Here is a 19,368-nt window from a genome sequence, read left to right as displayed (position 1 = left end):
TGCGCTGCCACATATCGTGGCTTGCAGACGAGCTTTTTCGTTTGGCCGGAGAAAAATTACCATACCTCACATGCGAAGCATAGATGGAAAATCGGAACCAAGGTTTTCCACCAGATGGCAAAAGCACTTCTGACTGATGGTCTTTTGTCCGTTTTCCCAGCAGCGGATGCTTGTCCGGCTGACCTTTGCGTGGTCGGCAAGCTGCTGACGGTTCCAGCCTTTTGCCTCCCGGTATCTGCGGAGGAAGGCTCCTCCGCCCCGGTGCAGAAACAGGGTGTAGTCGTCCAGAATATCCTCCACCGGGATGCCGTAAAGGGCGGCGAGCTTGTCCGCAAGTTCCGGCGTAAAGCTGCGGTGAAATGCGCCGCTTTCCAGATCCCGATAGAGCCATTCCTCTATGCCCACCATGGCAGCAACCTCTTTTTGCAGCAGGTCAAGACCATAGCGGCACCAACGCAGACGGTCCCATGGGTTCGGGATGTCGGCGTAAGAGTGGTACATACGGTAGAACGCCTGCGCCTCTACGGTGGTGCGGGGGCCTGCCAAACTTACCTGTAAGATGTATAGAGGGGTTAGGCCACAACCCTCACATGACACCCTCTGAAGCAGAAAAAAGGAACCGCTCTCTCGGCTCCAAAAAATCCATTTTGACGTAGATGCGTCATTGCACGAAAGAGGTGGGTTCTCTTTTCCATCTGAAAGTGCGCTGGGGAGAGGATAGCAAATGAGCTGCGGATGCATTTTCGCAGGGAGCGCAGAAATGGCGTGGTCGTTTCCCTGCAGGAAACACTGGAAGCGGGAAAGGAGGACAGCGCACTGACCCTTTCCGATGTACTGCAGGACGGTTTCTGCATGGAGGATGCCTGTGAGCGGCAGGACGAGGCCCGGCGGCTGCGCAGGCTGATCGAGGGCCTGCCCGCCCGGGAACGCAAGCTGATTCTGCTGCGGTACGGGCTGGCGGGTCAGCCGCCCCTGACCCAGCTGGAAACGGCACAGCTGCTCCAGATCAGCAGAAGTTATGTCTCTAGGCTCGAGACCCACGCACTGGATCAGTTGCGCAAAGGCTGGCTTCAAGAATCATCGGTGGAATAGAGCGTGCCGCCTGCGGGCGGCGTACATATCCTCTTTTAGCAGCTTTGCGGAGCAATGCGCCTGTTACCCGTATATTTTCCCCACGATCTTTCCGCGTGCTGCGGCGGGCAGAAGCTTGCACAAAAGGCTCAGGAATTTATACTGCGCACCGGCAACATAAACGACTGCCGGTTTCTTTTTCTCCACAATACCGGCGATGTACCGTCCAATGCGTGCTGGGTCCATGCCGTTTTGCTCGTCATGCTCCATCTGACTGACGCTCCGGGAGATGCGCCCGCCGTATTCATCATCGCCGAGAATGCTTTTCTGACGTGCTTTTGTAAATCCGGTGCAGATGTCACCCAATTCTACGACGGTAACATGGATGCCGTAGGGCTTGACTTCGTTTGCCAGAGCGTAAGAGCAAGAGGAAACGGCGGCTTTGCTTGCGGAGTAGAAGGTCTGGAACGGAATGTGTGCTACGGCGGCAACGGAGCTGATGTTCACAATATGCCCCTTCCCTTGATGGCGCATGAAGGGGAGAACCGCTTTATTTACAGTGACCGTCCCGAAAAAGTTTACATCAAACTGTGCTTTGGCTTGCTCCAAGGACGTAAACTCCACCGCACCGGAAATGCCAAAACCTGCACAGTTGATCACTGCATCGATTTTAGTTTCTTTTTGGATGATCTGCTGCACAGCGGCGTTGACCGCATCTTCATCGGTCACATCGACAGACAGATGGGTGACACCCTCCATAGGGATATTTCTGCGGCTGAACTCATAGACGATGCAGCCATTCTCTTTCAGAGCGGATGCCGTGCACCGTCCGATGCCGGAGCTTCCTCCGGTAACAATGACGACCTTGTTGTTTTCTCCTGCCATGACTTTCCTCCTGAAAATGTTGATCTGATTCGAGTATACCGCATCGCAAGACGACTGTCTATACTGATAGCCGGATTGTGGAAAAGTACAATAAAGTAAAAAAGAAACCCGTTCCCATCTTGACACTACGCAAAGAATGTGGTATTGTAATTAAGCATAGAATAAATTTCCATTCAAGTGTTTAATTTGTTCGTGCCTTACAAAAAAGAGAATTGTATGTGAGCAGCGTCGTTGGATTGTTACCGTTTGGCGGGCTAGACCAACTCTGCATAGCACAAGCCGAAAGCGTGTTTCAGCCTTCGGTATGTTTGCTGTGTCAAGAGTGGTCTTTTTTTATTGCCTTTTTCAACCTGAGGAGGAGAAACAATGCAATATACCGTCAAAAAACCGATCAACAACAACATTCTGCGCGTGGTGGACCCCACGGGCTGTGAGCTGATCGTCACCGGACGCGGTCTGGGCTTTGGTGTTAAGCCGGGCTATAAAATTGAGGCTGAAACCGTGGAGCGCAGCTACCGCATGACCAGCCCTGCCGTGCAGCAGAAGTTGGTGGAACTTCTGGAACAGATCCCGTATGAGCATCTGCTGCTCACCGATGAGCTGGTGGCAATGATCCGCAGCCGGGTGAACTACCCGCTGAACGAGAGCCTGCTCATCACGCTGGCCGACCACATCAGTTTTTCCATCCAGCGCAGCGAGCAGGGGATTCGCTTTTCCAACCCGCTGATGGCTCCCATTCGGGAATTTTATCCGGAAGAGTATCGCCTTGGTATGGAGTGCCTTGCCACCATCCGCCAGCGCTGCCATGCAGACCTTTCGGACGACGAGGGCGGCTTCATCGCGCTGCACATCGTCAACGCAGAGCTCAATACCACAATGAGCGTGGTGAACGATGTCACCCGCTTTGTGGATGGCTGCGTGCAGGTGGTGGAATACTTTTACAACTGCCATTTTGACCGGGATGCACTGGATTTCAGCCGCTTTACAGTGCATTTGCGCTTTTTTGCGCAACGCGTATTTCAAGGAAAACAGGAGCAGGAAAACGATACCCACGACGAAGTGTTCCGCGCCCTGATCGCCCGCAATTGCAGCGAACACTACAAATGCGCCTGCTGCATTGCGGAGTATGTCCGCAACACCTGGCACAAGGAGCTTTCGGACGAGGAACTGGTGTTCCTTACGATCCATCTGAAACGGATTCGGATGGGGAAGTAAGCTTTCTTGCTTCACCTTTGATTCTTCACAGGTCTTTCCTGTGTGGATATATATGCTGGATACGAACTTGAGAAAAGGAGAACTGAAGATGAAAGACAAGATCTTTGGCGTGCTGCAGCGCGTAGGACGCAGCTTTATGCTGCCCATTGCGCTGCTGCCTGTAGCGGGCCTGCTGCTGGGTATCGGCAGCTCGTTCACCAACGAAACCATGCTGGCGGCCTATGGCCTGAACAGCGTCATCCACCCCGGTACCCTGATCTACACCATTCTGGACGTGATGAGCCAGACCGGTAGTGCCGTGTTCAACAATCTGGCGCTGCTGTTCGCCATGGGCGTGGCCATCGGCATGGCTCGCAAGGAAAAAGAGGTGGCCGCCCTGTCCGGCGCAGTGGCCTATATCATTATGAATACGGCCATTCAGGCCATGATCAATGCGGCAGGCGGCGTAGAAGCGATGCCTGCCAACTCCACTACCACCATGCTGGGTATCACAACCCTGCAAATGGGTGTGTTCGGCGGCATCGTGGTCGGTCTGGGCGTGGCAGCGCTGCACAACAAGTTCTATAAGATCGAGCTGCCGCAGGTGCTGGCCTTCTTTGGCGGCACCCGCTTTGTGCCCATCGTCAGTTCTATTGTGTATCTGGTGGTCGGCATTGCCATGTTCTATATCTGGCCGGTGGTGCAGAGCGGTATTGCCGCGCTGGGTGCACTGGTGCTGGCTTCCGGCTACGCAGGCACCTTTATTTACGGCCTGCTGGAGCGTGCGCTGATCCCCTTTGGACTGCATCATGTGTTCTATATGCCGTTCTGGCAGACCGCTGTGGGCGGCACCGCCATCATCGATGGCGTCACCGTGACCGGCGCACAGAACATCTTCTTTGCCGAGCTGGCCTCCAAGTCTACCACGGTGTTCTCGGTCAGCGCTACCCGTTTCATGGCCGGTAAGTTCCCCTTTATGATGTTCGGTCTGCCCGGCGCGGCGCTGGCGATGTACCAGTGCGCCAAGCCGGAAAAGAAAAAGGTGGCAGGCGGCTTGCTGCTTTCCGCAGCCCTGACCGCTTTCCTCACCGGCATCACCGAGCCGCTGGAATTTACTTTTATCTTTGTGGCTCTGCCCATGTACGCCGTGCACTGCGTGCTGGCCGGTCTGTCCTTCATGCTGATGCACATTCTGAATGTGGGCGTGGGCATGACCTTCTCCGGCGGTCTCATCGACCTGGTGCTGTTCGGTGTGATGCAGGGCAACGCCAAGACCCACTGGGTGTGGGTGGTTGTGGTCGGTGCGGTGTACTTTGTGCTGTACTACATCATTTTCCGCTTTATGATCTCCAAGTTTGACTACAAGACCCCGGGCCGCGATGATGCCGAGGAAGTCAAGCTGTACACCCGTGCGGACGTGAATGCCCGCAGCGCCGCTTCCGGCAGCACCGCCCCCGCAGGGGATGATCCGGTCAGCGCCCTGATCGTAGAAGGTCTGGGAGGTGCCGCTAATCTGTCCGACGTGGACTGCTGCGCCACCCGCCTGCGCTGCACCGTCAAGGATGTTGCGCTGGTCAAACAGGATGTGCTCAAGGCCTCCGGTGCCTCCGGCGTGATCTGCAAGGGCGACGGTGTGCAGGTGGTATACGGCCCCAAGGTGGCTGTCATCAAGGCAAAGCTGGAAGATTATCTGGAAAATGCACCTAAGACCCCGGCGGCCCACGCTGCAAAGGATACCGTGCTGTCTGCCTGCCTGAACGGCACTGTAGTGCCGCTGGCCGATGTGAAGGATGAAGCCTTTGCCAGCGGTGCACTGGGGGACGGCATTGCCATTGAGCCCACCGATGGTGAACTGGTGGCACCTGCTGACGGTGAGATCTCCTCCACCTTTGAGACCCACCATGCCGTGGGCATGACCACGGCTGACGGTGCCGAACTGCTGATGCACATCGGCATCGATACGGTCAAGCTGGGTGGCAGGCACTTTACCTACCTCGTCAACGAGGGCGACAAGGTGAAGAAAGGCCAGCCGTTGATTCGCTTTGAACTGGAAGCCATTAAGGCTGAAGGCTATCCCGTGACCACGCCGCTCATTGTCTGCAATACTGATGACTATGCCGCTGTCGCGGCTAAAGCCAGTGGCACCGTAAAGCAGGGCGATGCGCTGCTGGAACTGAAGCACTAAGCGTTTCTCCCAAACTGTAAGGCAGGGTTGTTATAAGGGGGGGGGGCTGTTGCAAAATAGCCCCAACGAAAAAATGAGATAGACTTCCCCGAAAGGGGGGCCTATCTCATTTTTTGTTGTAAGCTGAAACTGCAATGAACCAACTACAACATGAACAGTATCCTCGGCGGCTTTTTTGTATATAGGGCAGCAATTCTTGACCGTTTTTATGAACTACTAATTATCGCTGTATTCTTGCTATGAATGTCTTTTGCCGGTATATTGCAAAGAGGACCTCTGTAACACCGAAAACGGACGAATGATCGTGGAGCTGTATCTGGGTAAACAGGAACATCACGTTTCGAGGATCTTATATTAAACAGGGCAGCAGCCCTATAAAAAAAGTGACAGCGTTTCAACTTGAAATGCTGCCACTCTTTTTTGTTGTCTAAATCATAGATGAAATAGCAGCTCCATCTTGAAAACGGCGTAAAGATTTATTATAATAAGATAAATAGTTGTGACTTTTGCAAAGGAGGGCTGAAGTATGGCAGCGCAGCGCACCTATCTGGCAATCGACCTGAAAAGTTTCTATGCCTCGGTGGAGTGCGTAGACCGCCATCTGGATCCCCTGACCACCAATCTGGTGGTGGCGGACGCCTCCCGCACCGAAAAGACCATCTGCCTTGCGGTGTCGCCGTCCTTAAAAGCTTACAAGATCCCCGGCAGAGCGCGGCTGTTTGAAGCCGTCCAGCGTGTCCGGGAAGTCAACACCCAGCGGCTGCAAACTGCCATCCGGCAGAAAAAGGCGGTCCGGGGAGAGGACGGCAAGTACCACTTTGCCAGAACCTCTTTTGATGCCAACGCCCTGAACGCAGACCCTGCGCTGGGCTTGAGCTACATCGTTGCGCCGCCCCGGATGCAGCGGTATCTGGACGTGTCCACCCGGATCTACAAGACCTACCTCAAATATGTGTCCCCGGCGGACATCTACCCCTACTCCATCGACGAGGTTTTTATCGATGTGACAGGCTATCTGCCCTATTACCAGATGAGCGCCCATGAGCTTGCCATGACCATGGTGCGAGAGGTGCTGTGCAACACCGGCATCACCGCAACGGCAGGCATCGGCACCAACCTCTACCTTGCAAAGCTGGCCATGGACATTGTGGCAAAACACATCCCGGCGGACAAGGACGGCGTGCGCATTGCAGAGCTGGACGAGCAGTCCTATCGGTATCTGCTGTGGAACCACCGCCCTCTGACGGATTTCTGGATGACCGGTCCCGGCACGGTCAAGCGGCTGGAAGCTCACGGTATCTACACCATGGGGGACCTGGCACGGTTTTCTATCCACGGGGAAGATCGTTTGCATGAGATTTTCGGCGTGGACGCGGAAATTCTCATCGACCACGCATGGGGCTATGAACCCTGCGGCATGGCCGAGATCAAAAGCTACAAGCCCAGCACCAACAGCATCAGCGAGGGGCAGGTGCTGACCTGCCCCTACCCCAACGACAAGGCACAACTCATCGTCCGGGAGATGGCGGAGATTCTGATGTTCCGGCTCACCGAAAAGAAACTGGTGACAGAATCCATCACCTTAGAGGTGGGCTACGACCGGGAGAATGTGGACAAGGGTAGCTACCGTGGTCTGACCCAGACCGACCGCTACGGCAGAATCATCCCCAAAGCGGCCCACGGAACTGTCCGGTTCGATGCTCCCACCAATCTGGGCAGTACTCTCATCAACGAGAGCGCAAAGCTGTTTGAGCGCATCACTAACCCAGCGCTGACGGTGCGGCGTATCACCCTCAACGCCAACAAGGTCACGCCGGACGAGGGCATCTATCAGGTGGACTTTTTCACCGACACCAGGAAGCTGGAAAAGGAGAAAAAACTCCAGCAAGCGATGCTGGGCATCAAGAACAAATACGGCAAAAACGCCGTGCTGAAGGCCAGCAGCTATGAGGAAGGCGCTACCATGCGCCAGCGCAATGCGCAGATCGGCGGGCACAGTGCGGGAGGTTCGGATGGAAAACTACAAAAATAGCAAGATCGGACGGGAAACCGCCCAAAAGTACGGGGATATTCTGGAGATGGAACGCCCTCAGACCGAAGAATCCCTCCGCAAGCACCCCCGCATGACCCTTCAGAACCGTGCCAAAATTTTCTCGCCCTTCTCTCCGCTGCGGGGCTATGACGAGCAGCTTGCCGCAGAAAAGCAGCGCACCGAGCGTGTACCCAAGCGCATTCTGACCGAAGAAGAAATGTCGGCTCTGTCCGATCGGCTGATGCAGGTCACCAAGGGCATGACCATCACGGTGCGGTACTTCAAGGAGGATACCGCCCACCCGGAGATCCCGGCGGTAGGCGATTACCTCACCCTGACCGGCAAAGCAGACCGCATCGACCCGGTGTTCCGCACCTTGCAGGTGGGAGACACCGTGGTGTCTTTTGAAGATCTGGTGGAGGTCAGCGGGGAAGGTATCATGGACATTGATGCATATCTGGGCATCGGAGAAGAATGACATTGCAAAGAAATGCTGAAAGTGAGTTTTATGGGACATCACCTTTGGTAAAATGACCTCAGAAGAAACAAAACACACTTCAGACGGAGGAAAATACCATGGCAAACGGTGATTACGGCTATTTCGGCAAAGGCGACACGGGCTATGCCCAGTACATGACGGCTTTCAACCGCAACTTTGGCGGTTCGTTTGGCGGCGGTGGGAACCACAACAATGGCGGCGGCGGGGGAGATGGCAGTGGCTGCGGCTGCCTCATCGCTATCGCGGTGGTGGTCGTGCTGGTGCTTATTGCCATGGGGAGCTGAGGGCATCCCCACGGTGCAGAGCTGCTTGTGGTAAACGGCGGAAAAAACTAAAAAAGCACTTGACCCTGACGTTGCGTCATAGCGTATACTGAGCTTGTCGCAAGGGAGAAAAACGAAATGATGACTGTCAAGAAAGTGAGCAATCTGACCGGGGTGAGCATTCGGACGCTGCAATATTACGATAAAATCGGTCTGCTGCATCCGACGCATCGAACGCAGGCGGGATATCGCCTGTATGATGATGCTGCACTGGAACGATTGCAACAGATCTTGCTGTTCCGAGAACTGGAATTTTCACTGGAGGATATCCGAAGAATTCTGAAAAATCCGGAGTTTGACCGGGAAAAGGCACTGGAACAGCAGATCACATTGCTGAACCTGAAAAAACAGCATCTGGAAAAGTTGATCGCTCTTGCGGAGAAGATTCGGACGACAGGAGGAAACGTTATGGACTTCAACGCATTTGACACACAGAAGATCAAGGAATACGCAGAACGTGCAAAGAAAGAGTGGGGCAAAACCACAGAGTATCAGGAATTTGAGGCAAAAAATGCCCGGCGGACGCAGAAGGAATCTGACAACATCAACGAGCAGTTGATGGGGCTCGTAGCGGCATTCGGAACGCTGCAAACCAGAGAACCGGCAGACCCCGCGGTGCAGGCACAGGTGAAAAAACTACAGGACTTTATCACGGAAAATTACTATACCTGTACGAAACCCATTCTGTATCAACTTGGACAGATGTACGGTGCTGGCGGCGAGTTTACGGAGAATATCAACGCTGCCGGGGGAGAGGGCGCGGCAGAATTTGCTCAGAAAGCCATTGAAATTTATTGCCGATAAGCCCAAAGTCGGTGGTAATATACGCCTACTGCAACCCGCATGGTCTTTGGATGACGAAATCTTAAGAAACGAACGGGTTCCTGCCAGTGGTTAAACGCTTGCAGGAGCCTGTTTTGGCGTGCAGCCAGAGGGATGATGCAGCGTTGAAAATGTTCTGCTTAACCTTGTGCAGAGGATGAAGTATGATACTCGTAAGAAACTAACTTACGAGTATATTTTATGCAACTGCGCTTTGAGGAGGAAATACCATGCGTTCCAAACAAATCAGAAATCAACTGGAAATCGTGCAGGGAGACATTACCAAGCTGGACTGTGACTGCATCGTGAATGCAGCCAACCGCAGTCTGTTGGGCGGCGGTGGCGTGGATGGGGCCATCCACCGGGCAGCAGGGCCGGAACTGCTTGCCGAGTGCCGCACCCTGCACGGCTGCCGCACCGGCGAAGCGAAGATCACAAAGGGCTACCGGCTGAAGGCAAAGTACATCATCCATACGGTGGGCCCCATCTACTCCGGCACCCCGGAGGACGCTGTGCAGTTGGCAGACTGCTACCGCAATTCGCTGGAGCTGGCAAAGACCTACGATGTCCACAGCATCGCCTTCCCGGCAATTTCTACGGGCGTGTATGGTTATCCGCTGGATGCCGCCACCCAAATTGCGGTGGATACAGTGGCTGATTGGCTGCAAAGCCACGCCGACTACGATGTGAGGGTCATCTTCTGCTGCTTTGATGCCCGGACGAAGCAGGCGTATCAGACAAAAATGGAGTAAACATTGAAATACAGAGAGATCGCGGACGGCATTTTTCTTGACCGCCCCAACCGTTTTATCGCCCATGTAAACGTGAACGGTGTGGTGGAAACCGTCCATGTCAAAAACACCGGGCGGTGCAGAGAACTGCTGCTGCCCGGTGCGGCGGTGCGTCTGGAAGTGTCAGACAATCCGAAACGCAAGACAAAATACGACCTTGTGGCGGTACACAAGCAGGAACTTGGCTGGGTCAACATGGACAGTCAGGCACCCAACAAGGTGGTAGGAGAATGGCTCTCAAAGCAGGAGTTTGACCTTGTCAGGCCGGAGTTTCCCTACGGAAGATCTCGCATCGATTTCTACATGGAAAAGGGCGAACAGAAATACCTGCTGGAAGTCAAAGGCTGCACATTGGAAGTGAGCGGCATCGGTTATTTCCCGGATGCGCCCACCGAACGGGGCGTGAAGCACTTGCACGAGCTAGCCCAGGCACAGCGGGCAGGGTATCGGTGCGCAGTAGCCTTTGTGATCCAGATGGAAGGCATCACCGAGGTGAGGCCGAATGTTGGCACGCAGCCGGAGTTTGGCACAGCGCTGGCCGAAGCGAAAGCCGCAGGTGTGAGCGTGCTGTTTCTGCTTTGCCATGTCGGGCGGGACAGTCTGGAAATCGTGGAGCAGCGGGAAACATGAAAATGGGATGGAATGAAGAAAGCCATGTGAGGGAGGAACCAGCATGCCTTTTTTTGATGATCCACAACGACATCACCAAGGTAACAGCGGATGCCATCGTCAACCCGGCGAACCGGAACCTTTTGCAGGGCAGCGGCGGCAGGCTGGCTGTTTGACACGCTGGATAAAACGCTGGAGATGGCAAAGGTGACTGCCGAGGTCACCCACAATCACCCGGAGGGCATCAAGGGCGCACAGGCCACGGCGGCAGCGATCTTTCTGGCACGCACCGGCCACAGCAAGCCGGAGATCCGGCAGTATGTGGAGCAGACTTTCGGCTACGATTTGAGCCGCACCTGCGATGAGATTCGTCCGGGCTATCGCCATGTGGAGACCTGTCAGCAGACCGTGCCGGAGGCCATCGTCGCCTTTCTGGAAAGCAATAGCTTTGAAGATGCCCTGCGCAATGCTGTTTCCCTTGGCGGCGACAGCGACACCCTTGCCTGCATCACCGGCTGCATTGCCGAAGCCTTTTACGGGATGCCACAGGAACTGCGGGCAGAGACCTTGAAGCGTCTGCCGGAGGATCTGCGGGCGGCGTACAAGCTGTTCCGGCAGAACCTTGAGCGCAGGATGTGACACCGTCGGTGCTGCACAGACCCAAGCTGTATTTAAAAAACTGAGGATCGTACCGGAAGAACAGCAAAACACCCGCCTGCGTATTGTGTGCAAAGCACAGTACATGGGCGGGTGTGGTTTTGTTGTGGTTTGTTCGCACTGTCAGAACAGGTCGAAACATAATTTTTGTGGAGTTCCGTCCAGCAGATACCGGATATAGAGACGGTCGTTTTCCGCTTCTGCCTGCACCTGCGTGGCGTGCTCAAAGAGGGTGCGCAGACGGCGGTATTCTGCCCGCTGCGCTTCTGTATAGCGGGACGGCATATCCGAGGTAAGGAACACATTGCCAAGCAGGGCATTGACCGTGGCAAGGGTGCGTTTTTGCTCTGCCGTCAACTTGCAGTTTTCCTCCCGGAGGAAGAACACATCCGGGTCGCTGCCATAGGCACGGCCATTGAGCTGCCGCCGGAATAGCGTGTTGTTGATGGCCTGCTTTGTGGACACCCGCTCCCGGTGGAACAGGCGCATATACCACACATCGTCCCAGTCCAGCCCTACGTCACAGCTGACACGGCAGTAATCCACCAGCCCGAAAGCCGGCATCACCGGTACGCCGCAGCCGAGAATCTGCTTTTGCCCGCACCATGTGCGCAGCAGCTCCATAGCACGGTACATCCGGGCTGCCCGGCTCTCGCGGGCGTTGCCAAAGGGGGCAGCGCCGTACAGAAAATCCAGCTTGACAAGGTCGAAGCCCCAGTCGTTCAGCACCAGGTCAAACACCCGGCGCAGATAGTCCAGCACGGCCGGGTTGTCGAGATTCAGCGCATAAAAGCTGCTCCAGTTGCAGCCGCAGCACCACGGTTTGCCGTCCACTTTCAGCAGCCAGTCCGGGTGCTGCCGGAAAAGGGCAGAGTTCTTTTCGCACACAAAGGGTGCAAGCCATAGCCCGGCCTGAAAGCCAGTGGCATGAATTTCCTCCACCATGCCTTTCAGCCCGTGGGGGAATTTCTGTGCATCTGTTTCCAGCCAGTCGCCCACCTTGGGCTCCCATCCATCGTCGATCTGGAACAGGTCTCCCAGACAAAGCAGGCTGCGACATCCGGTCAGGTCCTCCCGGATGGTATCCTCGGTGATGTCCTGATAGCGGTTGTACCAACTGGAATAGCCTGCCAGCTTCTTTTCAGTCCGGGGCTTGATGCCCATAGCCTGAAACCAGCCGTCGAACACCTCGGTCTCGCCGCCCTCGGCAAAAAACAGGTCAAGGAGTGGGAAACTGCCGCCGGGATGCTCCACCCCGGCGCAGTCACGCTCCAGCGTCAGCAGGGCTTTGCCGCTGTCGTAGCGGAGGATGGTGTAGCCCGGCTTCTCGTCCAGCGATGCCACCAGCCGGAACTGTGTGCCCTTGCGGAAATAGCAGTAGGAAAAGCCGTGGCTCTGCCCCTTTTGATGCCCATAAGGCGCAAAATGATAATCGCCGTAGCGGTCAAAGGCGTATTTCTTGCGCAGAAAGCCGGGGATATGGTCGGTGCCGCGCAGCTTGCCGTTCCGGTCAAGCTCCGGGCTGTAGGTCCATGTCTGGTAGCCGTTCATGAACAGACGCTCGTCTGCTTCCATCGTCCACGGCATCTCGGCACGCACCGTTTTCAGCGTCCCGGCGGGCAGGTCTGCCGTCAGATGCAGCGCACCGCCATTCTCCGTGACCGTGCAGTTGCCTGTCTGTACGCCGCCGGAAGTTTCCGCGTACCAGTGCAGTGTTTCAGTCATGGTGCGCTTCCTCCCCGTGGAGCTGTGCGCTGATCTCGGCAGCGCGGGCATCGGTCAGAACAAATTTGCGGCGGAACAGCACCAGCGCACCAGCCAGCACCAGCATGGGCAGAACGGTCATCATCAAGCGCAGACCCAGCAGGGTTCCGGCGCTTTGTACTGCCACCGGGCCGGTCTCCTCCGTGTTGCCCACAAGACCGATGAGGTCCAGCCCGATGCCGGTCAGGAATACCGCCACACCGGAGGCAGCCTTGACCACAAAGGTCTGCATGGAAAAGATAACGCTCTCCTCCCGGCGTCCGGTCTTGAGCTGACCGTAATCCACGCTGTTGGAAAGGAACAGGGTGGTCAGCACGGTCAGCATACCGTTGCAGGCGAACACCACCACGCCCGGAATGCACAGCATGGCAAGGCTGTGGGAAAGGCCGGTCAGGCAGAACACCAGCAGCGTGCCGTAGCCGCACAGCGCCAGCACAAGGCTTAGGTGAAATACCTGCGTACTGCTGAACTTTTTGCGCAGCAAGGGGTAAAGCACCATCATGCCAAGAATCTGCGCCGCACCGCCCACGGTGGAAAACAGGGTGTAGGTGGCTTTCCAGCCTGCACCGCCAAGGTCGTATTTGAAGAAATAGATGATGAAGTTGGAGGTAAGGTACAGCGCCGAGTTGATCAGCACGATGCTGCCTACCACTACCATAGCCTGATCGTTGCGGAACAGGGCGGAGAACATCTCCTTTACGGTGGCGGTCTTCATCTCACTGGGGGTAGTTTCTTTCATGGAAATGCAGCACACCAGCTCTGTCACTGCAAAAATTACCGCTACGATCAATGCCACCCAGCGGAAGCCAGCGCGCTCGCTGTCGCCGCCAAGGGCTCCCACCAGCAGCATGGTGAACATGGCGATGAGGGCAGAGCCAACGCCTGCACAGGTGCGCCCCACCATGGAGAGGTTCTCCCGGTCTTTTGGGGTGCGGGTCACGGCGGGGATCATGGACCAGTACGGAATATCCATCATGGTATAGGTGACGCCCCACAGGATGTACACCACGCTGAAGTAGACCATCAACGCCGCTTCGTCCAGCACCGGGGCGGCAAACAGGGCGTAGAGCACCAGCGCATTGAGCAGCGTGCCGGAAAAGATCCACGGACGGAAACGTCCCCAGCGGGTGCGGGTCTTTGCCACCAGAACCCCCATAAAGGGGTCGTTGAAGGCATCAAAGAACCGGGCAACCATGAGCACGACGCCCACAAAGCTGGCCGAAAGCCCCAGCACATCCTGATAATAATACATGACGTAAGAAGCCGACAGGGCATATACCATATCCTTGCCCACGGCACCAATACCAAATGCGGTTTTCTGTTTCAGGGTCAGTTCCATACAGCGTCCTCCTTTTCAATGGTGAACCGCAGCACAACGGGCTGGGTCTGCGGGGCAGAAACGGTCAGCAGGGCTTCTCCGGCAGTGCCCACGGTGCGCAGATAGGTTCCGGTCATGCCGCCCTCGGCAACGGCGGTCTGCGGGCCCACAAGGGCGGCGCTGCCCTCCACCGCAAACTGCACCGGGAACTGTGCGTAGGGGGCAGGGGTGCCATTCTCGTCCAGAATGCGTACCCGGACAGCCGCCATATCGTAAGTGTCTTTTTCCCGAAGAGCCGTCCGGCTGACCTTGACTTCCAAGTGCAGCTTTGCGCTGGGGCAAAGGGTCACGCTGCGCACCACGTTGCCGTTCTGCACGGCATCGAACCGCCAGCGGGTGGCTTCGCCGCCCCAGTTGCTCACATATTTGCCGTAGAGCGCCACGCCATCTTCAAAGCTCATTTTGTAGTGCAGCATACACCAGCCGAATTTGACCTTGTAGGCCAGCGGCAGTCCCGGCAGCCCATATTTCCCGGCAGCCAGCAGGCAGTCCCGCACAGCAGCTGCCTTGGCGGGGGAAAAGTGCTCCTGCGTTTCCAGCAGCTCGCCAATGGGATCGTCCATCACAAAGGGAGGGTGGGGCAGCGCCGTCCACTCGCTTTGGCGCAGGGCGGTGACGAACACATCGTTTTTGTAGAGCTTGACCTGCTGGGCATTGCTGAAAACGTAGGCCGTGCCCAGTTGCCCGGCAGGGTTATCGCCGATGTCCATGGAAGAGCTGACCGCCAGCACCGGGTCAGTATCACCCTGACTGGCATAGACCGCTGCCGCCAATTTGGGGTTGCGGAAGCTGTCCAGCACACCGTGGTAGCAGATGCGGTCACCGGAGCCAAAGTCCTTGTGGGTCTGGTAGTCGAACATACACCAGCCAAAGCACCCGGCGTGCTCTCCGCTGGCATAGGCGGCGTTCTGCACCCGGACGTGCCGCAAGGCGTGCTCCTGTCGATGAGGGCCATCGTCAAAGGGCTTGGTGGGGTACATGTGACCGTTGCACTCCGAGATGAGCAGCGCCTTGCCCATATCCGGGGTCACGTCCTTTTTGGGCTTTGCGCCGGGCGTTACGCCGTTGTGGGAAAAATCGTTGTAGGCGTAGACATCCTCCAGCAGATGGCTCTTTTCCAGATATCGCACACCGGAGGTGGCGCGGCTGGGGTCCAGCTGATGGGCAATTTGATTGGTGCGGGTGTAGAAGGCATCGTCGTCCACGCTCTCGTTGATGCGCACGCCCCACAGGATGATGCTGGGATGATTGCGGTTCTGCAAGATCATCTCTTGTAACATTGCACAGGCAGCGTCTTTCCATGCAGCATCTCCGATGTGCTGCCAGCCCGGCAGCTCGGTGAACACCAACAGACCCCGCCGGTCGCACTCGTCCAGAAAATATGGGCTTTGGGGGTAGTGGCTGGTGCGCACGGCGGTGCAGTGCAGTTCCTCCTGCAAAATGCGGGCATCCTCCCGCTGCAGGCTTTCCGGTGCGGCGTAGCCGATGTAAGGGTAGCTCTGGTGTCGGTTCAGACCCCGCAGGAAGGTCTTTTTTCCGTTGAGGTAAAAGCCATCCGCCCGGAACTCTGCGGTGCGGAGGCCAAACGTCACCTGTTTGCGATCGATGGGTTGTCCGGCTGCGTTCAAAAGCTCTGCCACGGCATGATGCAAAACCGGGTGCTCGGTATCCCACGGCTGTGCGTCCGGGACGGAAAACTGTATCTTCCCGGTTTCTGCCGCCTGTGCGGTCTGCTGGGCCAGCAGGGTGCCGTCTGCGGTCTCCAGCCGGATGCGGATCGCTGCGGCTGCGGGCGTAAGCTCTGCCGTCCACTGCACCACGGCATCATGCAGGGTGGGCGTGTAGACGAACAAATCGGTCAGGCGGCTCTCTGCCGTAGCTTCCAGCCAGACCTCCCGGTACAGCCCGCCGTAGGTCAGGTAGTCGATGACAAAGCCAAAGGGTGGAATGGCCGGGTCTTCACGAGTATCCAATTGCACGGTCAGCAGGTTTTCACCCTCCCGGTCCACAAGGTCTGTGATCTCCACCGCAAAGCCGGTATAGCCGCCCCGGTGCTGCCCGGCAACCCTGCCGTTGACCCGCACCACTGCCTGATGAGCAGCGCCGTCAAAGCGGATAAACAGCCGGGGCGCAGCCTGTACCGGCGGCACCCGGAACCGTTTGCGGTAGCCGCAGACCATCTCATAATCGGCGGGGGAGGCATAGTGCAGCGGTACCTCCCGGCAGGTATGGGGCAAGCGGACGGCTTGTTGTTTTGGCACCGGCAGCCCCTTGCCAAAGGCTTCGGTCCAGTGGTGGGTAAACTCCCAATCATCGCAAAAACTGTGTTTCATCGCGGCAGCACTCCTTCCAGTAGAATCGAGATCATTTCCTCCAGTACAGCCACATACTGTACCCCGCTTTCTGCCAGACTGCGGTCTGCCAGAAAGCTCTCAATGGATGCGGTGATCATCTGCCGCAGCACCGGCAGGGACACCGGACGCATGACCCCCTCTGCCACAGCCTGATCCAGCAGCGCCATGGTGGGTTCCCACCCGTTTTCCAATTGACTGCGCACCCGCGCCGCCACCACCGGGTATTTCTCGTCCAGCTCCTTCATCTGCCGCAGGTCCAGCGCGGCGTATTCCGTCGGCATGGCAATGATGACCGCCCGCAGCTTCTCCTGCAAAGTACCGCTGCCTGCCAGAATTTTCTGCTTGCAGTGGTGGATCTCCGCAAAGGCATGGTCTACCATGTCCAGCAGAAGCGCCTCCTTGGAGGGGTAAACGGTGTAGATGGTTTTTTTGCTGATATGCAGCGGCTCTGCCACCTGCTGCATGGTGAAATGCAGCCCCTGTTGACGGAATAACTGCATGGCCTGCGTGCGCACCAGCGCATCGAGCTTTTCCTGCATGAGCGTCCTCCTTGCGGAAACTGTGCTTGCTTTTCTGGTTTCCATTCTAGTGCGGAAACCGAGCTAAATCAAGCGGTTTCCGCATTTTCTGCGTTCTGCCAAGAAAGTGCAGACATTTTGCAGCAGAATGACAAAAAGAACCCCGGCGTGCCTTGAAAGCTGCCGGGGTCTTTTGCGTGCAGGTGCTTTTCCGCAGCGGCAAGCCTCGTCAAAACTCCGGGTGCCATTCATCCCGGATGCCAATGTCGGCACAGACGATTTTTCCGCACAGCGGCGCAGAAGATTCTGCGATATGCAAAGGCTTATAGCTGTCGAAGGTTACGGTCAGATCTGCATGGGCAGCACCCTCGGCAACCTCCCCGGTATCCGTGTTGATGCCGCTGGGCAAGTCTACGGCAAGCACAAAGGCACCGCTCTTGTGCAGAAGGCGTATCAGCCCGCAGGCAGCAAGGCCGGAAGGCCGCAGTTCACCATGGAACCCGGTGCCGTAGAGGGCATCCACAACGGCAGCAAAGCTCTGGGTTTCCAGTACAGAACTGTCAGTGCAGATATGCACTGGCAGGGAGTGCAGGCGCTCAAAATTGAGGATGGAATCCGCGGTTTTCGGCTCGCCCTCGGCCAGAAGAACGGTCACATTCCAACCGTCTTTTGCGGCGGTGCGGGCAATCACGAACCCATCGCCGCCGTTGTTGCCCTTTCCGCAGACCACCAGCAGCCTGCCGGAATGTGGGAACTGTTTTTGCAGTTCAGCGTAAGCCGCCAGTCCGGCATTTTCCATCATTTGCAGGTAGGGCAGACCGTGGGCATCCCCGGCTCGTTCAATTTCCTTCATCTGCGCAGCCGTCACAATGCGATGTTTCATGTTGGCACCTTCTTTCTGTCTCTATTATAATGGATGAGAATGTTTGGAACAAGATGAAAGATACCGGTGCATAGAATCTGTCCCCGGAGAGTTGGAACAAGCCCTCCGGGGGCATTTTTGCTTTTCACTATCTTTTCCGTAGGGGAAAACCATGGTATACTGGACGCAACGAATCCAAAGTAATAAACCGGGAGGTACCGTTATGAAGTGGGGAATTTTAGCCACCGGCACCATTGCCAAAAAGTTTGCATCTACGGTGGAGCAGATGGGCGCAGAGGGGGAGCGGCTTGTTGCCGTGGGCTCACGGCATCTGGAAAGCGCACAGACGTTTGCGCAGCAGTACGGCATCCCCCGCTGTTATGACTCCTACGAAGCCCTTGCCGCAGATCCGGAGGTGGAGGCCATCTATATCGCCACCCCCAACACCCTGCACTACGAAAACTGCAAGCTCTGCTTGGAGCAGGGCAAGCATGTTTTGTGCGAAAAGCCCTTTACCATCACCCCGGAACAGGCGCTGGAGCTGTACCGTCTGGCGGAGGAAAAGCACCTCTTTCTCATGGAGGCATTCTGGATCTGGCTTCTGCCGCTGTACGACCGCCTGCGCGAGATCCTTACTGCTGGCACCATCGGGGAACTGAAGCAGATCACCTGTCAGTACGGCTTTGTGGCCTCCGGTGCCCGGAAGGACCGCAAGTTTGATTCCGGTCTGGGCGGCGGTGCGCTGCTGGATATCGGCATCTACAATCTGGGCTTTCTGCGCATCCTTACCGGACAGGACCCGGAGAAGGTGGAAACCAAAGAGGTGCACATCAACGAGTACGGCACCGACGATTACAGCCGCCTTGCGCTGACCTACCACGGCGGCTGCATGGCAGAGTCTGTCCAGACCATCGGGCAGGAGCTGGAGCGCAACGCCCGCATCGTTGGCACCAAGGGCAGTATTTTCCTGCCGGATTTTCAGCACGCCGAGACCATGACGCTGGAAGTGGATGGCAAAGAGCCGGAGGTCATCCGCTGCCCGGTGGACATCAACGGCTTTGAGTACGAGATCCGGGAAGCAAGCCGCTGCGTCAAGCTGGGGCGTACCGGCAGCGACCGCTACACCCCGCAGGACAGCCTTGCCCTGACCCGCCTGATGTACGACACCCGCATGAGCTGGGGCATGAAGTTTGCAGGCGAGGTGTAAGCGCACAGCTTGCCGCAAAGGGCTTTTTTTGCGTGCGGAGACTATGGCATACGGAGAGCGACAACTCGGAATTGATATAAAAAAGGAGGACACATAGATGAAAACAGTGGTTCTTTATAATATTATTTCTTTTATCATCCTCGTTGCTTTGATTTTTGTCTTAAGGATTGTTAGTAAGAGTAATTTAAGACAAAATCAACAACTTGTTATTAAAGTC

General features: G+C 56.4%; 19 protein-coding genes. 12 read left to right on the top strand and 7 right to left on the bottom strand.

The window, feature by feature from the left end; translation table 11 throughout:
* Nucleotides 1-66: 66 nt before the first annotated feature.
* On the bottom strand, nucleotides 67-546 hold the full coding sequence (locus J3353_RS03975) for a helix-turn-helix transcriptional regulator (RefSeq protein WP_242700848.1): 480 nt from the start codon (nucleotides 544-546) through the stop codon (nucleotides 67-69).
* A gap of 189 nt (nucleotides 547-735) precedes the next feature.
* Here J3353_RS03975 and J3353_RS03970 point away from each other — a divergent pair, with 189 nt between their 5' ends.
* Nucleotides 736-1,092 carry a sigma-70 family RNA polymerase sigma factor gene (locus J3353_RS03970; protein ID WP_097770677.1) on the top strand — a complete coding sequence of 119 codons (357 nt, stop codon included), beginning with the start codon at nucleotides 736-738 and terminating at the stop codon, nucleotides 1,090-1,092.
* A gap of 63 nt (nucleotides 1,093-1,155) precedes the next feature.
* Here J3353_RS03970 and J3353_RS03965 read toward each other — a convergent pair whose 3' ends face one another.
* Nucleotides 1,156-1,956, bottom strand: a complete 801-nt coding sequence (locus J3353_RS03965; protein WP_207684241.1) for an SDR family oxidoreductase — start codon at nucleotides 1,954-1,956, stop codon at nucleotides 1,156-1,158.
* A 366-nt stretch (nucleotides 1,957-2,322) separates the two neighbouring features.
* On the opposite strand from J3353_RS03965, the gene J3353_RS03960 reads away from it, so the two are divergent.
* The 10 genes from J3353_RS03960 (at nucleotide 2,323) to J3353_RS03915 (ending at nucleotide 11,050) form a co-directional block, all read left to right on the top strand.
* Entirely contained in the window at nucleotides 2,323-3,171 is an 849-nt protein-coding gene (locus tag J3353_RS03960; protein ID WP_156074973.1) for a PRD domain-containing protein, read from the top strand.
* An 88-nt stretch (nucleotides 3,172-3,259) separates the two neighbouring features.
* On the top strand, nucleotides 3,260-5,335 hold the full coding sequence (locus J3353_RS03955; RefSeq protein WP_156074972.1) for a PTS transporter subunit IIABC: 2,076 nt from the start codon (nucleotides 3,260-3,262) through the stop codon (nucleotides 5,333-5,335).
* Between the two features lie 526 nt (nucleotides 5,336-5,861).
* Nucleotides 5,862-7,367 (top strand): DNA methylase, encoded by a 1,506-nt coding sequence (locus J3353_RS03950; protein WP_207684240.1) that lies wholly within the window; start codon nucleotides 5,862-5,864, stop codon nucleotides 7,365-7,367.
* Entirely contained in the window at nucleotides 7,348-7,845 is a 498-nt protein-coding gene (locus J3353_RS03945; protein ID WP_207684239.1) for a hypothetical protein, read from the top strand. The genes J3353_RS03950 and J3353_RS03945 overlap by 20 nt, the downstream gene beginning before the upstream one ends.
* Nucleotides 7,846-7,943: 98 nt before the next feature.
* Complete coding sequence (locus J3353_RS03940) at nucleotides 7,944-8,150, top strand: HFLK protein (RefSeq protein ID WP_207684238.1); 207 nt, start codon at nucleotides 7,944-7,946, stop codon at nucleotides 8,148-8,150.
* Nucleotides 8,151-8,267: 117 nt separating this feature from the next.
* Nucleotides 8,268-8,993, top strand: a complete 726-nt coding sequence (locus tag J3353_RS03935; protein WP_207684237.1) for a MerR family transcriptional regulator — start codon at nucleotides 8,268-8,270, stop codon at nucleotides 8,991-8,993.
* A 248-nt stretch (nucleotides 8,994-9,241) separates the two neighbouring features.
* Nucleotides 9,242-9,763: an O-acetyl-ADP-ribose deacetylase gene (locus J3353_RS03930; protein ID WP_207684236.1), complete on the top strand. Its 522-nt coding sequence runs from the start codon at nucleotides 9,242-9,244 to the stop codon at nucleotides 9,761-9,763.
* A 3-nt stretch (nucleotides 9,764-9,766) separates the two neighbouring features.
* On the top strand, nucleotides 9,767-10,432 hold the full coding sequence (sfsA, locus tag J3353_RS03925) for a DNA/RNA nuclease SfsA (RefSeq protein ID WP_207684235.1): 666 nt from the start codon (nucleotides 9,767-9,769) through the stop codon (nucleotides 10,430-10,432).
* 2 nt (nucleotides 10,433-10,434) lie between these two features.
* Entirely contained in the window at nucleotides 10,435-10,587 is a 153-nt protein-coding gene (locus tag J3353_RS03920; protein ID WP_207684234.1) for a hypothetical protein, read from the top strand.
* Complete coding sequence (locus J3353_RS03915; RefSeq protein WP_242700852.1) at nucleotides 10,580-11,050, top strand: ADP-ribosylglycohydrolase family protein; 471 nt, start codon at nucleotides 10,580-10,582, stop codon at nucleotides 11,048-11,050. The genes J3353_RS03920 and J3353_RS03915 overlap by 8 nt, the downstream gene beginning before the upstream one ends.
* Nucleotides 11,051-11,191: 141 nt before the next feature.
* On the opposite strand, the gene J3353_RS03910 is transcribed toward J3353_RS03915, so the two are convergent.
* The 5 genes from J3353_RS03910 to J3353_RS03890 all read right to left on the bottom strand — a co-directional run bounded on the left by J3353_RS03910 (nucleotide 11,192) and on the right by J3353_RS03890 (nucleotide 17,965).
* Nucleotides 11,192-12,793 carry a glycoside hydrolase family 36 protein gene (locus J3353_RS03910; protein WP_207684233.1) on the bottom strand — a complete coding sequence of 534 codons (1,602 nt, stop codon included), beginning with the start codon at nucleotides 12,791-12,793 and terminating at the stop codon, nucleotides 11,192-11,194.
* Nucleotides 12,786-14,171: a glycoside-pentoside-hexuronide (GPH):cation symporter gene (locus J3353_RS03905; RefSeq protein ID WP_207684232.1), complete on the bottom strand. Its 1,386-nt coding sequence runs from the start codon at nucleotides 14,169-14,171 to the stop codon at nucleotides 12,786-12,788. The genes J3353_RS03910 and J3353_RS03905 overlap by 8 nt, the downstream gene beginning before the upstream one ends.
* Nucleotides 14,162-16,543: a glycoside hydrolase family 2 TIM barrel-domain containing protein gene (locus tag J3353_RS03900; RefSeq protein ID WP_207684231.1), complete on the bottom strand. Its 2,382-nt coding sequence runs from the start codon at nucleotides 16,541-16,543 to the stop codon at nucleotides 14,162-14,164. Before J3353_RS03900 ends, J3353_RS03905 begins: the two co-directional genes overlap by 10 nt.
* Nucleotides 16,540-17,103, bottom strand: coding sequence for a TetR/AcrR family transcriptional regulator (locus J3353_RS03895; protein WP_207684230.1), 564 nt, complete (start codon nucleotides 17,101-17,103; stop codon nucleotides 16,540-16,542). The genes J3353_RS03900 and J3353_RS03895 overlap by 4 nt, the downstream gene beginning before the upstream one ends.
* Nucleotides 17,104-17,311: 208 nt before the next feature.
* Nucleotides 17,312-17,965: an NAD(P)H-hydrate epimerase gene (locus tag J3353_RS03890; protein WP_207684229.1), complete on the bottom strand. Its 654-nt coding sequence runs from the start codon at nucleotides 17,963-17,965 to the stop codon at nucleotides 17,312-17,314.
* A gap of 202 nt (nucleotides 17,966-18,167) precedes the next feature.
* On the opposite strand from J3353_RS03890, the gene J3353_RS03885 reads away from it, so the two are divergent.
* Complete coding sequence (locus tag J3353_RS03885; RefSeq protein WP_156069491.1) at nucleotides 18,168-19,151, top strand: Gfo/Idh/MocA family protein; 984 nt, start codon at nucleotides 18,168-18,170, stop codon at nucleotides 19,149-19,151.
* The last annotated feature ends 217 nt before the right edge of the window (nucleotides 19,152-19,368 follow it).

The organism is Faecalibacterium sp. Marseille-Q4137, from assembly GCF_017377535.1.
GTDB classification, from domain to species: domain Bacteria; phylum Bacillota; class Clostridia; order Oscillospirales; family Ruminococcaceae; genus Faecalibacterium; species Faecalibacterium duncaniae.
The sequence above is the reverse complement of the archived record's forward strand: the minus strand, read 5'-3'. Positions and strand labels throughout refer to the sequence as shown.